Raw genomic sequence first — 14,600 nt, 5'->3', positions numbered from 1 at the left:
ATTATAAAAGCAGCAGCGCCGCTGCTGCTTTTAATTCAATCCGAGTGACCCTAATAGTGCAACTCTATAAAATTCATTTTCTTATTTGTTTTTTTTGCTTTCATGTAACCGCAGCCGACAATCTTGACCAGTTTGCGAGGGAACAGCAGCGCAACGACGCAAATCTATTGCGTGAGAACAAAATTGAGAAGAAAGATGTTTTCTCTGATAAAAGGGAGTTGATTATTGATAATATCAAGATTCCTGAGGAGAAAGTATGCTATCCCATAACCCGGTTTACTCTTAGTAATGATTTTATAAACGATAAAAATATTAAAGATATTAAAAATAAATTCACTGGGGAGTGTCTCGGTGTCAATGGCATTCGCAGTCTGGCTAAAATTATTCAAGACTACTTTATTAATGCCGGCTTTGTAACAACGCGTATTGACATTCCCAGTCAAGATTTAACTACAGGCATGCTTGTTATAACGGTAACGCCGGGTCGGATAGAGCGCATTTTAATTGAAAGTGGTGACGTTAACACTCACAGTCTGCCTTTTAAAGAGGGCGATATTCTTAATCTAAGGGATATAGAGCAAGGGCTTGAGAATTTGCAAAGAACGCCCGCAGTTGATGTTAAGATAAATGTCGCACCCGGAAATCAAAACGGTTATAGCTATATCATTATAAATACCCACCGTACAAAAAGATGGAGTGCAAAAGCAAACTATAGTAATTGGGGCGATAAAAGCACTGGGCAAAATATTACGAGTGGTGCATTTTATCTCTTCAATATCGCTGGAATAAGCGATGTGGGTTATCTTTCCGGAGCGAGTAGTACAACTGGAGGCTACAAAAATATAACCGCCCTGTACTCCTTCCCATATGGTTTTTGGGACTATGAATTTATCTATAGCACCAGCGTCTCAAATCAAAATATACCCATTGCTGGCTGGGATTATGATTATATTGGTAGGAATAAATATTACAGTTTTAAAACTTCACGCCTACTTTTTCGCGATGTGTCAAAGAAATTTTCTGCAAGCATGGAAATTTTCAAGAGAAAAGCCGCTTATGAGTTTGGCGGTGTCAAACTGGCAATGCAGAAACGCGATATGAGCAACGTAAAACTGGCCTTCAATTATATTCAGGGGTTTGATGGTGCTTCATTAGATTCAACAATAAGTTGGCAGCGGTTTGCTAAATGGCTAGCCGGAAAAGAAACGCCAGATATGTCATCTGGCGACGTGGACGGCGCCAGTCATATCTTTAATTTAAATGTGAAATATTTAAAGGCACTGGAGTTGTCATCTCTGCCTGCCTGGTATGAGATGTCCATCGGTGCGCAATACAGCCCCGCAGCACTAACGATTCAGGATCAGTTTAATATTGGTAATCGCTGGAGTGTTCGAGGGTTTGAAAACAGTTCTGGTGTTGATGCAATAAATGGTTTCTACATACAAAATACTCTTAATGTTAACACTGGCTTTAACGGGGTCACCCCTTTCTTCGGGGCTGATTATGGGCAAGTAGGTGGGAGCAAGTCTACGCGGCAAATGTATGGTGGCGACAAACTCGTGGGGGTTACGGGAGGAGTCAAAGGGAATGTCCAGTCTTTAGGATATGAACTATCTTTGTCGCTTCCTTTGCTCTCTCCCTCAAAGATGATCGTCGATGATTTTACGGCGAAATTTAACATCAGTTATCAGCTTTAATAACTATGGCTAAAAAGCGCTTTTACCTTGGTACGGACATTGTTGAAGTAAGCAAGATTACACGAGCAATAAATAATGGGGGGGATGGTTTTCTCCATCGTGTCTTTACTCTTTCGGAGAGAGATAAATTTATCGCTGAGTGTCTGGATTATGAGAGAGCATCAGGTTTTTGGGCTGCAAAAGAGTCTCTTGTGAAAGCGTTAGGTTTGGGGTTCCGTGAAGGGATAACTTTTCAGGATATGGAGGTCCAGCATGACTGTTTCGGATGTCCCTATTTTTCTCTTTCCGGTCGGATAGCTCAGATAATCAAAGAGAGAGAGATCGAACATATCTCTCTGAGCATATCCCACTGTCGAACACACGCTATTGCAGTGACAATTATCTCCTGAGCAAGGATAAAGGAATAGAATGTATACATATAAGGATTTGAATACGAAAAACGTGCTTGTTTCTGGCGCAAGCGGTGATATCGGATTAGCGATATGTGAGAAATATCTGGATCAGGGCTGTAACGTCTATGCAATATTCAAAAGCAATGCCGAACCTCTTCGTTTATTAAGCGAGCGTCATGGCAATGGCCACCATTTAACAACTTTGCAGTGCGATCTTGCTAATCCCGCGAGTGTGAGTGATCTGGTTATCCATCTTAGTTCCGCTATCGAGCGGCTCGACGTTCTCGTCAACAATGCGGGTATCGTTAAAGATAATCTTTTCTCCGCAATGAGTTTCGAGGATTTCAATACCGTGATTGAAACCAACATGTTAAGCACCTTTCATCTTACGAAAGAGGTGTTAAAACTCTTACGGAGCGCGGAAGGCGCGACGATTATTAATGTAGCCTCAATCGCTGGAATTATTTCCAGTGTTGGGCAAGCAAATTACAGCGCTTCTAAGGGGGCTTTACTCGGTTTTACCCGGACTCTGGCTGCTGAACTTGCTCCACGTGGAATCCGTGTCAACGCCGTGGCGCCGGGTATGATTGCCTCAAAGATGGTTAAAAAAGTTTCAAGGACCGTCGTTCGTGATGTAACCAACTCTATTCCCCTCAAGCGGCTAGGAGACTGTAATGAAGTCGCGAATACTATCGTTTGGTTATCTTCCTCAGCATCCAGCTATATCGTCGGGCAGACCATCGTTATTGATGGTGGGCTGGTTATGCGGTGATTTATGTCAAAATACGCTATTCCCCCAAAGCTCTTTCTTGAGATGGGCGCCTGGCGCCAGCCTCTTATAATGGTCGATCGTATAGAAGAGTATAAATATGGTGAAAATGGTTATATCCGGGTAATCAAACATGTTACCTATAACGACCCTTATCTTACCGGGCATTTTCCCGAAAATCCTATTATGCCGGGTGTGATTGTTGCGGAGATATTTGGTCAGGCGAGTGAGTATTTCTCTTTCATCAGTGATATTTGCGACGCCTGGGCCGAACGTTTTGGTATGTCGCTAACCACTTTACGCGATATTCATAATGTTATTCACAGGCCGGAATTAATCGCAATTATCCGCGAGCGCCGGGCGCAAGTCCGTGGCGTTCTGGCATCTCAGAACTTGAAATTTAAGGATATTGCTTATCCGGGAGATACCATCGAGGTGATAAGCAGACCTGCTTTTACTGACCCTGCTGGTTTCAAACACTACTCCGTTACGGCAAATGTCGGTAAGAAAAAGATAAGCGATGGAACCATCATCAATTTTCGTGAAACTAAATAACAGGGATGAACAGCATGACAATAATGCAGAGTAAAATTGAAGAGCGTAAAGAGGTTCTGTTTACCATCAAAACAGAGATCGTCCAGCGTTTAAACATCTCTCGCGAGCCGTCACAAATTGACGACGATACCCCCTTATTTGGCAATGGGCTGAAATTAGATTCCGTTGACGCCACCGAAATTATCGTAATGCTGGATAAGGTTTTTGATATTGAAGTAAGTGAAAGCGATAACCCTTCTTATATGCGCAGCATTAACAGCCTTGCTTCTTTTGTGATAACGAAACGTCAGGCTTAATTTCGCTTAACTATTTTAATAAGGACTTCTATGAAATCGCTGCATGACTTGCATCTGGCCGGCAAGGCTAAAATGGGTATTTTCAATAATTATCTACTTCCAGCTACTTATCACGAACCTGCTATCGAATATAAAGCGGTAAGAGAGAATGCCCTGCTGGTCGATTACTCTCACATGTCTATAGTAAGCGTTATGGGGGATGATGCATGGGCTCTAGTCAATCATCTTGCTTCGGCTGATGTTTCCATTATCCGCGATGAGCAGGGGCTTTATTCATTGGTGCTTAATGAGGATGGCACCATTAGAGGTGATGCCTATATTTTATGTACGCCAGACGGTTACTATATCTTGTCAGAAAACATTTCCGCGTCCGATATAATCAATGCCCTCAATAACCTTCTTCAGCATCCAGAAGAGCTGGAGATCGCTGAGCTACCTGCTGTTAAGTCGATGACGGAGGAGGCGTGGGGGGCGCTTATGGTTGAGGGCCCTTACTCCTGGGAGTTACTCGCGGAAGTTTATGGCTTCGATATTATCGGCTTACCCTATCATGAATATATTAATCAGGACGGAGAACTTATCCTCTTTCGCTGCGGCAAACACGGGGAGTTTGCTTATCTGTTAATTGGCCCACAGCCAACGCTCGTTGATACATGGTCAATGCTTGTTGAGAAAGGTGAAAAATATCAATTAAAAACCGGCGGTCTTGATTACCAACGCACAGTGCGCATCGAGAATATGTGCTGGGATGAAAGTATCTATGCCGATTTCAGCCGTCACCCGGTTGAGCTGCAAATGCAATGGGCAGTGCAATACGACAAAGAGGGATTTATCGGTAAAGACGCAGCTATTGAACGCTCCCTCGCGCCTGCAAAACGTAAAATTATCGGTATTTCTCCGCTGACTGATAGCGCAGTTATTGCTTCCAATGACAAAGTATTGGTCGATGATCGGCAGGTTGGCGTCATCATTAAATCTGTCTGGTCTCCTGCGCTGGGTGCACCAATTGCCCTCGCGCTGCTCGATCATGATTACGCCTGGTCAGATATTTCAGGCTTCACTATCGAAACCGCGTCCGCGAAGATCCCGGCAAAAACACAAAATCTTCCCTTCCTTTATAACTTGAGTTTGTTAGTCAGCCCGACGGAGCACAGTTATATCGACGCCATGAAGGCACGACACGCGTAATCATCCATAACGCCAGCTTACGCAAATGCGCCGACTGGCGTTGTTATCCGCCTCAATCCGGGCGGTCTGTTTATCATTACCGCTGCAGGGAAGAATAATGAAGAGTAGAAAAAGAGTCGTTATAACCGGGATGGGCATACTCTCGTCTCTGGCTGAAAATCTTCAGGATTTTAAATCCGCACTTCTTAATAAGAGATGTGGCGTAACGGATAGCCAACGTTTTGCTAAATGGTTCGAAAATGCCCGTGCCGCGGAGGTACTGCATGACATTCAGTTCCCTGAGTTGGCAGATGAGATTGTGCAGTCATTGGATAACGCTGCGCTCTGGGCCTATAAAGTGGGTAAGGATGCGTTAAACCAGGCGGGGCTCCTCACAAACTCGCCTGTACTGGAAGAGACGGGGTTAATTGTTGGCGTCTCCTCTGCGGGTACCGAAGCCTTTCTGCCACTCTTTGAACAGCACATCGAAGACTTTTCCCTGCGTAAGGCTGTTTATGCCGGCGGATTCGCCTCATGCTGTTCAAGTGTATCAACGCTGCTTGGTCTGAAAGGCGGGGTGGAACTGGTAGCGACCGCCTGTACGGCCAGCCCAAATGCCATAGGCATGGCGTACGACTATCTGCAAAACGGCAAAAGCAAAACCATGCTTGCCGTGGGAACGGAACCGATCTATTTGCCGACTTTCGCCGGTTTCTACGCCCTTAATGTTATGCATCCCGATGCCTGTACCCCTTTCTCTGGCCAGCCCGGCATGTCAATCGGTGAAGGTGCTGGGGCGCTGGTACTGGAGGAGTATGAGCATGCCATAGCACGCGGGGCCACTATCTATGGCGAAATCCTCTCCTACGCTACATCCTGCGACGCTTACCACGAGACCGGACCCGATCCGCGTGCTAATGGGGCTGTGCAGGTGATGCTCAAGGCGATGGAGAACGCGGGCGTCACCCCTGACCAGATTGACTACGTCAATGCGCACGGCACCGGAACGGAAGCCAACGACCGGATAGAGACCATGGCGATGAATAAAGTCTTCGCCCACCGCAAGGATTTGCTTGTCAGCTCAACAAAGTCCTATTTTGGTCACAACATCGGCGCAGCCGGCATCGTTGAGTTAATCGCCTGTCTGGTCACGCTACCTGACAATATCGTTTTGCCTACGCTCAACTTCTCTGTCCCGCGTCCCAATTGCGATCTGGATTACGTGGCAAATGAGTTCAGAGAGAAACAAGTTAATCTCTTTTTGAAAAACAACTATGCCTTTGGCGGTAATAACTGCTGCATGGTTATCAGCACCCGACCCGGAACCGTACCTGTAACACACTATTCCCCGAAACGCGTTGCAATAACCGGCGCTGGCGCCGTAACGGCTATTGGTCATACGGTAGGCGACATTCTGCATAACATCTGGCAGCGCAGCGCTACCGGAACCCTGGGCGGAGTGAAGTTCCCGCAGGATACCCTCACCGAGGCGCGTGAGCTGTTAGCCGTTCTGGAGAAAACCAACCAGCTGAGCGACATCTTAGGCAGTGAGCACGCCGTGCGGGCGGGAAGGCTACCGGAAGAGGAGACGTATTTTAAAACCTTCCAGGTGAAAAATCTGGAACCACGTAAATATCTGCGCCGCTTTGATTCACGTAAAGCCACTCGCGGGGGAACATTTGCACTGGTCGCGCTCTCAGAGGCGTTAAACAGCGCTAAGCGCAAAATTAAGCGCGACGGTGAAAACCTTGGCATGGTGATGGGCATGTCACGCGGTCCGCAGGAGACAACTTATAAATATTTGCAAAGCCTGAAACCCGATCCGCGCAAAGTTCGCACTTCGGAATTTCCCGGCTCGCTAATGAACGCTATTGCCACTTTTTGCGGCATCTCTGAAGGGATCAAAGGCTATACCACGACGCTTGCAACCGGTGAAAACGCCGCGCTCGGCGCACTGACCTATGGTTACGAACTTGTGCGGCAAAATCTGCAGCCGCAGGTCATTGTCGGCGGCGCAGATGAGTATTTTCCCTCCATGTCGCTCTATATGGATGCCGTTACGCAGAAAATCGCCATGATCGCCGACGCGGCCGATTATCAAATTTATAGCGATAAGGCAAAAGGGTATGTACCGGGCGAAGGCGCCTGCATGCTGTTGCTTGAGGATCCGCAGGCTGCTCGCGAGCGCGGAGTTGAGGTTCTGGCCGAAATCATTGGCTACGGCAAATCCTGTGATAACAGCTGGTTTGATCCTACCCAATCAGGCGATAAATCGGCTGCCATGGTGCTGGCTATTCAACGTGCGCTTGCCGATGCCGGGTTGGGTGCCCACGAGATCGATCTGGTGTGCGGCAGCAGCCATGGCGGGCCAGCGCATTCGCAGGTTGAGATCGACGCCTTACACGCGGTTTTCCATCAGTCGCACCCGCAGGTGCCGGTTGTTAACTACAACGCTTACTTCGGTTTTGTCGCATCGGCGGCCGGTCTGTTGAACCTGCTGGTGCTTACCGAGTGTATGAAAACGCAAACTGTACCGGCGATTGCTGGCACCGATTCCTTCTTTGATAAGCGAATGAATTTTGTGCGCCAACCGCTCAAGCTTGTTGTTCGCCATGCGCTGCTGGTTGGCGCAACAGAGGGCGGCAACTACTACGCGATGGTTATAAAAGGATAGCGCCGTGGGAAATGCAGCTTTGATTTCCGGCTACAGCTTTTCATTGCCTTATGCAAATCATCCTGAGCAGTTGATGAGCAATCTGCGGCAGGGTATGTGCGTTAACACCGCGCCCTGGTTTGCCAGCGAAGAGGAAGCTATCAAATGTGGGTTTAAGCGTAATGTCAGCGTGGCCAGGCTTAATGCGACAAAGGAGTCTGATCTTGACCTGATCTACCGCTTAATCGAAGAGGCAATGGCGCAGGCAGGTTTGACCTCTGCCGCGTTGGCAGGGGAGTCTGTGCGGGTCTATCTGACCGGTCTCGGACCGCGCATCGATGCGATGGATTACAAATCCTTTTACGACAAAAATGATATTGAAGATGTTGCACTCTCTGCCTCGATAAAAAATCTGCATGTCAGAAATATGTCCCAGGATTATCTGGCTTTTAAACTGGCGGAAAAATACCGCCTGCAAATCCTGCCTGCTGCGATGCATTGCACCAGTAATTCCGCGTTGACGGCCATCCATTTGGGTTGCCAGGCAATTGAGCGCGGCGGCCTTGATCTGGTTTGTATTATTAATTGTTCAAAAATTAACACTCAGGATATCTGGTTCCTCGAAAATCAATCGATGTTGGCAAGCAAGGTGGTACAGCCGTTTGGTAAAAACAGCCAGGCTGTCTTATTTGCAGAAGGTTTTTCGGTGATGTTACTGGAGCGCCATGGATATCGTGGCATTCAGGAGAGGAACAACGCTGTCCGCCTGAAATCAAATTACATCCAGACCAGTGCTGGGCGTAGCCACGATACCGGCTGGCTCAGCGCTAATCTCTTAAAAGTGATGCGCAGCGTACTGAGTGAAGCCGCGGTGACGCCAGAACAGCTCTGCGCCATTATTCCGCACGGCAATGGCTCTTCAACCAGCGACAAATCGGAAGCAAAAGCGATTTCAATGCTGGTGGGCGAGCAGAAGATACCGGTACTGGCCTATAAAGGCATGATGGGTTATACCGCGACCGGCTCCGGCATTATCGATCTCATTATTGGTGCGGAGGCGTTGCGAAAGGGAGAGTTAATTCCGGCAGTGGCGAACGATGAAATAAGTGATGAATTATCTCATCACTTATTGGTTAATCAGCCGGTCATGCCCCATCAAAAGCTACACCTGTTAAAAACCGGTCTCGGCGTAGATGGCTCAATTATCGGCGTCGTCGTCTCTCTCTTCGCGAAAGAGGAGAACAGTCGATGAACGATGCAATGTATCTTAATGCCTTTGCGATGACTGAGCCGGAAGATGATTTTTATATTTACTCCCCCGGATGGCTAAATGTCTGGGAATCGCATCTCTATAACCAGGCGCTGAAAGCAACGGCTAAACGTGGCTGGGGCTTTAAGCGCTTCGGAACCAGCAAAGCGGTCTATGCGGGAGAGATGGTGCGTAAACCGGACTATATCCACTATATCGAGGCGCTTGAGCAGGCAGCGGAAAGGGCATTACAGAGCCTGGGCGCAAAAGAACGGATGCTGTTATTAAAATCGCGCACCGCATTTATCTACGTTGATGCGTGGGGCGAGAGTGCCATTTTTGAAAATATCAGCAGCGCATTGCACACCTCAACTATCGATACTTTGCCGAAAAATCTCCTGAAGAAATTCGCCATCAAAGATGTCAGCTGCAAAATGCGCGGCGAGAAATTATCACTTATCGCCGCGATGCGCAGCGCTCAGGATTATCTTTGCTGGAATACATTTGATTTTGTGGTGGTGTGCGCCGCCTGGCGCGCGATACCGCTGCTGCTCTTCTCCGAAGCGGCATTAGCGGGCGAGGCCGGGAACAGAAGGGCGCAGCAAGTAAGCGGTATTCACTTAAGCGTTGAACGTGCCGGCTGCTTTATTTTTAGCCGCCGTGCAGGTGGCATCAATGTTCGCTGCGGAAATTACCATAGCTGGCAGGATGGCGCGCAAACTCAGCGTGAACTCTATGAGAATGCGAGCGATATCGTCCTGTTTGCGCAGACCGGACCGGCTGCAAAATCCATGAAGGCTGAACAGGCGGTAAACATACTCGATCTCAGCGCCATTTTTGGTTCCAGCGGCTGTTTAACCCCCGCTTTGAGCTGGCAGTACCTGCAACAGAACGTTCCTCGCGGGACAAAAATACGCACTATCGTAAAAGACAGTTTCGGTGGTAGCGCCTGGTTCGACAGCTGGATCAACATGGAAAAGGAAAGCGCATGAAAAACAGCGTAAACGCTCTACCAGCCATTGTTCTCAGCGATATCTCAAAACAGTTCGGCACAGGTGAAAGCCAGGTTAGCGCATTAAAAGGCGTGAACCTTGAGATTGCGAAAGGGGAGTTTATCGCGCTGTGCGGTCCCTCCGGCAGCGGCAAAAGTACGCTGCTTAATATCCTTTCCGGAATTGATCAGCCGAGCGCCGGACAAGTTATTTTTTTAAATCATCTGCTCAATGCTCTTCCCGAAAAGGAGATGGCCGCGATTCGTGGTCAACATCTCGGCTTTATCTTCCAGTTCTTCAATCTGATCCCGGTGCTGAACGTGCTGGATAATATTTTTTATCCGCTGGTTCTCAACGGCTATTGCAATAAAAAGGAGGCGAAAACGCGTGCCTTATATGCGCTCGATAGCGTCGGCCTCGCGCAGCTTGCGCGGCGAAAACCGGGCCAATTATCCGGTGGTCAGCAGCAACGTGTGGCGATTGCCCGCGCGCTTGCGCATCAGCCTGGCGTTGTTGTCGCCGATGAACCGACGGGCAATCTGGATTTAGCCACCGGCGAGGCGATCATGGATTTGCTGTTAAAAATTAATCAGCAAACACAAACCACCTTTATCGTTTCCACGCATTCCACCCAGCTCAAGGATCGGGCAAAGCGGGTTATTGAAATCACGGATGGAGAATTAACTTATGATTCGGCCCGGTAAACGGTATCGACTTAGGAGTGTAATCACTGGTTTATCGCTGGTGGTCAATGTGGCATTTGCCGCGCCAGCTTCTGAAGTTGAGAAAATAATAGCGCAGGGTTTTCCAGAGCAGCAAAACGCGCTGATCGAAACCACCTCCGCATTATGGAATGAGTATCGCCGTGAACATCATGTCGCCTCGCTGATCTTTTATGCCTACGGCCTGTTACAACAGGCAAAACATTATGTGGCGATAAATGACTTTATCCACGCCGCAGAGTATGCAAAAACCGGTTTTTTCTATCTTGATGAGGCGGTGGAGTCAAACGACGATAATCTGCGATTACACTATTTACGTGCGCGTATCGATGCTTACTTACCTGCAAAAAGCGGTCGGTGCGTCATCGCTCTGCATGATACCGAACGGCTGATAAACGCAACGGGTTTGTTCGATGAGAGTATGCTCATCCCCATTCGTTATATGCGCTACCGCGCGCTCATTGATTGCGGACTGTCGCACGACGCCGGGCTACAGTTAAACGAATTAAGTCAAACGGGAACGCGTGCGGAGAAATATACTCTTCTGCCGCCTGGCACCGCACCAGAGTGGGATCTGCAAGAGATGACGCAGATAGTTATGCCGCTATTAAAAGAGAAGTAAGGGAATACACCATGTTATTCGTTAATCTGGCGATGAGCGCTATACTGCTTTTTATTCTTTTCTGTTTATTATTTCGATTCCGAGATGCGCAGTTTGCTTTATTAAATATTTTTCGCCATCGGCGGCGCACTTTATCCACCCTGGCCGCAATAATGCTTGGCGGTGTCGCCATTTTTCTGTATGGCGGTTTTATTCAATACTCCTTCTGGATTTTGAAAGAGCAAACCATTCGCACCAATATTGGCCATGTGCAAATTTATAATCCGGCCTATTTTGAGAGTGCAAAGAAAAATCAGAGCTTAATTGAAGATTATGCGGCGTTGAAGCAGGCCATTCTTGCACAGCCGGATTTATCGTCTGATATTTCAACGATTTCAGGTCAGCTTGAGTTTACTGGCGTGGCCTCACACTATGAAAACGAAACCACCACTTATTTCTCCGGTCTCGGCGTAGAACCCTTAGCTGCATTGAAGCTTGGCTCATTCGATAAGCTGATTGTTGGAAGCGACTTATCACGCGTAAAAACGGAGGAAGTGACCACAGGAAGCGGGCTGGCCAAAACCCTTAACGCTGAGTATGGAAACTGGCTAGATATTATGGTGGTGAATGCCCAGGGAGGTCAGGGCGCTATCTCGTTAAAGGTACGCGGAATTTTTACCTCCGGCATTAAAGACTACGATGATACGGCAATGAAGATGCCGTTAACGACAGCGCAGCGTCTGATGGGAACTGAGGGCGTCAGCAAAGTGTTGATTCTGCTTAATACGGAAAACGTCTCAGGCTTTGCGGCTAAACTTCGACACTTTATTGCCCAACATCACTTACCGTTAATCGTAAAAGAGTGGAATAGTGTCTCGCCCTTTTACCAGCAGGTTGAAGATCTTCTCTCCGGAATTTACTTCTTTATTAAACTTCTTGTCGCGGTGATCGTTATTTTCATGATCGGTAACTCGCTCACCATGAATATCATTGAGCGTACCCGCGAAATTACCACCCTGCGCGCTATCGGACTTCGGCCATGGCATGTCACACAGCTATTTATTCTGGAAGGGATCTTTATTGGCATTATCGGTGCGGCAGGCAGTCTGGCAATAGGTTTCGCTCTTGCCTGGCTTATTAATATTAAAGGCATTGCGATGCCGCCCTCGCCGGGACAGTCACAGGGTTACACCGCATTTATTAAAACCACGGATATAGATACGGTCTGGTTTACTTTTTTCTTACCGATTATTACCTCGGCTTTCGCTTCGCTGCGTCCTTCATTACGCGCAGCAAAACTGAATCTGGCCGATGCTTTTAAATTTTCATAAAACAGGACAGCTTATGAATGTTTTTTCTCGATATTGTATCGTGCTGGCGATGATTCCTGCGGTCTGCAATGCGACGCCAGCGCAGGATATTATCCGCCGCGCTGATGAAATACGCTCTCCGAATCAACCGTTTCGCTATACCGTCACAGTTCGTGAATATAAAGAAAAAACTGGTGAGGCGGTCAATACACAGATTTTCGATGTTTCGATGCGCTTTATGAAGCCCGAAAATGGCCAGCCTGCGGATGCAAGATCCCTTGTGCGCTTTATCTATCCTGCCAGAGATAAAGGCAAAATTATGCTCTCGGATTGGTATGACTTATGGTTCTACTCCCCGGAGTTACGTCGTCCAATGCCTGTTTCGCCTGAGCAGCGCTTAGTCGGACAGATCGCGAATAGCGATGTCATTGTTACCAATTTCGATTACGCCTATAACGCTCAACTCACTGGCGAAGCGGCCTGTGGAAAGAGCCTCTGTTATCGACTCTCCCTTGAGCGAAAAACTCCCGCGGCAACCTATCCCAAAATTGTCTATCTGGTCGAGAAAGAGAGTTTTCGCCCTTATAGCGCCTCCTTTTATTCACAGGATGAGAAATTACTTAAGGAGGTGAGTTATCTGGATTACCAGACCGTGCTCGGAGAGGTACGGCCGATGAAAATCGTTGTGCATGATGCACGTCACCAGAAGGGATTTACCGTTATGGAATACAGCGACGTCAGACTTGAGTCTTTGCCCGAATTTTACTTTACCAGGGAAGCTATTCAGCGGGGTGTGAAGTGAAATCGCTCATTAATACTCTGCTTATTCCCCTGTCATTGCTTGCCTCTTTCTCGCAGGCGTCCTGCCTCTCCGGTGACGAGGTGGTCGCAAATAGCGAAACCGCGCTGATGTTGCAAACCTCCTATATAACGCGAACAGCTTCGCCGTGGAGAACCGCCGGAGAAAGTGCTTATACCCCGACAAATGCTTTTCAGGATGCCGGAATAAAATTCAGCAGCAAATGTACGGTCATTGAAAATCGTCTGGATATTGATTTTTCCCTCTACGGTCTCGCTTATTACGCGTGGCATCTGCCCGGCTCTTTTGAAGAGGATCAGCAGCGCTCGCGCGTGCTGCTAAACAGGTTACAACTTAGCTACACCCTTTCAGACCAGCTTCGCCTGGAGGCCGGGAAGTTAACGGCAACGCCGGGGCTCTTTTTTCTTAAATCGCCCGCTGCGCTGATGAGCAACTATTATGCGGGCTTTAAAAGCACGCGCATTTACGATCCCGCCATGCGGTCAAGCTATAGCGAATCATCATGGGGCGCGCGATTAGTCGATAACCATCGCGAATACAGCCTCGCATTTACGGTTGCGCCGCAGCTGGCAACCATTAATCAACGGTATGAAACATCCAGCCGCTGGTCAGCAAACCGGCGTGGCAATGCGCAGGCCCGGTATCTCTTAAGTTATACCGACTACCGCCTGGCGAACCACACGCCTGCTCTGAGCCTGCTGCTGGGTGATAAACGATCTCTCGCGCTCTCGGACAGCTTCAGCTATACGCCAGCGCTCACTTTTAACGGCGAAGTGGCGTTGCACAACGCTCAGCAATGGCGCCATTTTTCGCCTGAACGTGCCGCAGAGGTCGTGGATTATCAGTTTCCCTCTTCGCTTTATCGCGCAGACCGCAAACCGGGAGTAGAAGTGGCGTTAGGTGCGCAGTACACCACCCGCGACTTCGCTGTGCTGGGGCTTGAATACTACTTCCAGAGTGAAGGCTATTCAGACAGTGAATGGCAACAGCAGGCGCAACTTTCACGTTACCTGAACAGAGCATCGCAGTCGGCGTTATTAGATCAGATCTTTGACGCTTACAAATATCTGATGGGCGCCGAAATCGGTAATGTCGCCAATAAAGGGCAACTGCAGGGAAAACACTATTTGAGCGCCTATGGCAGTTTTCGCAGCGAGAAGGGGGCAACGCTTCAGCCCTATATCACGATGAATATGCGTGATAACAGCGCTCTGTTAGGCCTACACCTTTCGACGCCCTTAGCCTCCTTTGACGACAGCCTGAATGTCTACGCCGGCGGCTGGGCAGGGCTCGGCAAACAGGATACGGAATTCGCTTTTTTTGGCAAAACCGTCGGATTTTATCTGGGGCTTAACTATCTCTTATAAGGACATGACA

General features: G+C 48.3%; 14 protein-coding genes. All 14 read left to right on the top strand.

The window, feature by feature from the left end; genetic code table 11:
* Nucleotides 1–56 precede the first annotated feature (56 nt).
* The 14 genes from ABIC80_RS08635 (at nucleotide 57) to ABIC80_RS08570 (ending at nucleotide 14,590) form a co-directional block, all read left to right on the top strand.
* Nucleotides 57–1,697 carry a ShlB/FhaC/HecB family hemolysin secretion/activation protein gene (locus tag ABIC80_RS08635; RefSeq protein WP_429176638.1) on the top strand — a complete coding sequence of 547 codons (1,641 nt, stop codon included), beginning with the start codon at nucleotides 57–59 and terminating at the stop codon, nucleotides 1,695–1,697.
* Nucleotides 1,698–1,702: 5 nt separating this feature from the next.
* Entirely contained in the window at nucleotides 1,703–2,086 is a 384-nt protein-coding gene (gene acpS, locus ABIC80_RS08630) for a holo-ACP synthase (RefSeq protein WP_429176635.1), read from the top strand.
* A gap of 19 nt (nucleotides 2,087–2,105) precedes the next feature.
* Nucleotides 2,106–2,861, top strand: a complete 756-nt coding sequence (locus ABIC80_RS08625; protein WP_429176633.1) for an SDR family oxidoreductase — start codon at nucleotides 2,106–2,108, stop codon at nucleotides 2,859–2,861.
* 3 nt (nucleotides 2,862–2,864) lie between these two features.
* Nucleotides 2,865–3,413, top strand: a complete 549-nt coding sequence (locus ABIC80_RS08620) for a 3-hydroxyacyl-ACP dehydratase FabZ family protein (RefSeq protein ID WP_312605542.1) — start codon at nucleotides 2,865–2,867, stop codon at nucleotides 3,411–3,413.
* Between the two features lie 14 nt (nucleotides 3,414–3,427).
* Nucleotides 3,428–3,709, top strand: coding sequence for an acyl carrier protein (locus tag ABIC80_RS08615; protein WP_042713487.1), 282 nt, complete (start codon nucleotides 3,428–3,430; stop codon nucleotides 3,707–3,709).
* Nucleotides 3,710–3,739: 30 nt separating this feature from the next.
* Nucleotides 3,740–4,897 (top strand): aminomethyltransferase family protein, encoded by a 1,158-nt coding sequence (locus ABIC80_RS08610; protein WP_429176631.1) that lies wholly within the window; start codon nucleotides 3,740–3,742, stop codon nucleotides 4,895–4,897.
* A 94-nt stretch (nucleotides 4,898–4,991) separates the two neighbouring features.
* Nucleotides 4,992–7,550 (top strand): beta-ketoacyl synthase N-terminal-like domain-containing protein, encoded by a 2,559-nt coding sequence (locus tag ABIC80_RS08605; protein ID WP_429177012.1) that lies wholly within the window; start codon nucleotides 4,992–4,994, stop codon nucleotides 7,548–7,550.
* Nucleotides 7,551–7,554: 4 nt separating this feature from the next.
* Nucleotides 7,555–8,781, top strand: coding sequence for a beta-ketoacyl synthase N-terminal-like domain-containing protein (locus ABIC80_RS08600; RefSeq protein ID WP_429176629.1), 1,227 nt, complete (start codon nucleotides 7,555–7,557; stop codon nucleotides 8,779–8,781).
* Nucleotides 8,778–9,770, top strand: coding sequence for an ATP-binding protein (locus ABIC80_RS08595; protein WP_429176626.1), 993 nt, complete (start codon nucleotides 8,778–8,780; stop codon nucleotides 9,768–9,770). Before ABIC80_RS08600 ends, ABIC80_RS08595 begins: the two co-directional genes overlap by 4 nt.
* Nucleotides 9,767–10,474: an ABC transporter ATP-binding protein gene (locus tag ABIC80_RS08590; RefSeq protein WP_429176623.1), complete on the top strand. Its 708-nt coding sequence runs from the start codon at nucleotides 9,767–9,769 to the stop codon at nucleotides 10,472–10,474. The genes ABIC80_RS08595 and ABIC80_RS08590 overlap by 4 nt, the downstream gene beginning before the upstream one ends.
* 49 nt (nucleotides 10,475–10,523) lie before the next feature.
* Nucleotides 10,524–11,114, top strand: a complete 591-nt coding sequence (locus ABIC80_RS08585) for a hypothetical protein (RefSeq protein WP_429176621.1) — start codon at nucleotides 10,524–10,526, stop codon at nucleotides 11,112–11,114.
* 11 nt (nucleotides 11,115–11,125) lie between these two features.
* Nucleotides 11,126–12,424 (top strand): ABC transporter permease, encoded by a 1,299-nt coding sequence (locus tag ABIC80_RS08580; RefSeq protein ID WP_429176618.1) that lies wholly within the window; start codon nucleotides 11,126–11,128, stop codon nucleotides 12,422–12,424.
* A 13-nt stretch (nucleotides 12,425–12,437) separates the two neighbouring features.
* Nucleotides 12,438–13,205 carry an outer membrane lipoprotein-sorting protein gene (locus ABIC80_RS08575; RefSeq protein ID WP_411201167.1) on the top strand — a complete coding sequence of 256 codons (768 nt, stop codon included), beginning with the start codon at nucleotides 12,438–12,440 and terminating at the stop codon, nucleotides 13,203–13,205.
* A complete protein-coding gene (locus ABIC80_RS08570) occupies nucleotides 13,202–14,590 on the top strand; it encodes a hypothetical protein (RefSeq protein WP_429176615.1) in 1,389 nt (462 codons plus the stop codon). The genes ABIC80_RS08575 and ABIC80_RS08570 overlap by 4 nt, the downstream gene beginning before the upstream one ends.
* The last annotated feature ends 10 nt before the right edge of the window (nucleotides 14,591–14,600 follow it).

Origin of the sequence: Kosakonia sp. 1610, assembly GCF_050435845.1 — a bacterium.
Lineage (GTDB): Bacteria > Pseudomonadota > Gammaproteobacteria > Enterobacterales > Enterobacteriaceae > Kosakonia > Kosakonia cowanii.
Note: the sequence above shows the minus strand (reverse complement) of the source record. Positions and strands in the feature narration are given on the sequence as shown.

Bases quoted from the DNA above. Each gene is read 5' to 3' on its own strand.
- ABIC80_RS08595 (WP_429176626.1), top strand. From the start codon at position 8,778: ATGAACGATGCAATGTATCTTAATGCCTTTGCGATGACTGAGCCGGAA.
- ABIC80_RS08610 (WP_429176631.1), top strand. From the start codon at position 3,740: ATGAAATCGCTGCATGACTTGCATCTGGCCGGCAAGGCTAAAATGGGT.
- acpS (WP_429176635.1), top strand. From the start codon at position 1,703: ATGGCTAAAAAGCGCTTTTACCTTGGTACGGACATTGTTGAAGTAAGC.
- ABIC80_RS08575 (WP_411201167.1), top strand. From the start codon at position 12,438: ATGAATGTTTTTTCTCGATATTGTATCGTGCTGGCGATGATTCCTGCG.
- ABIC80_RS08625 (WP_429176633.1), top strand. From the start codon at position 2,106: ATGTATACATATAAGGATTTGAATACGAAAAACGTGCTTGTTTCTGGC.
- ABIC80_RS08620 (WP_312605542.1), top strand. From the start codon at position 2,865: ATGTCAAAATACGCTATTCCCCCAAAGCTCTTTCTTGAGATGGGCGCC.
- ABIC80_RS08580 (WP_429176618.1), top strand. From the start codon at position 11,126: ATGTTATTCGTTAATCTGGCGATGAGCGCTATACTGCTTTTTATTCTT.
- ABIC80_RS08590 (WP_429176623.1), top strand. From the start codon at position 9,767: ATGAAAAACAGCGTAAACGCTCTACCAGCCATTGTTCTCAGCGATATC.
- ABIC80_RS08615 (WP_042713487.1), top strand. From the start codon at position 3,428: ATGACAATAATGCAGAGTAAAATTGAAGAGCGTAAAGAGGTTCTGTTT.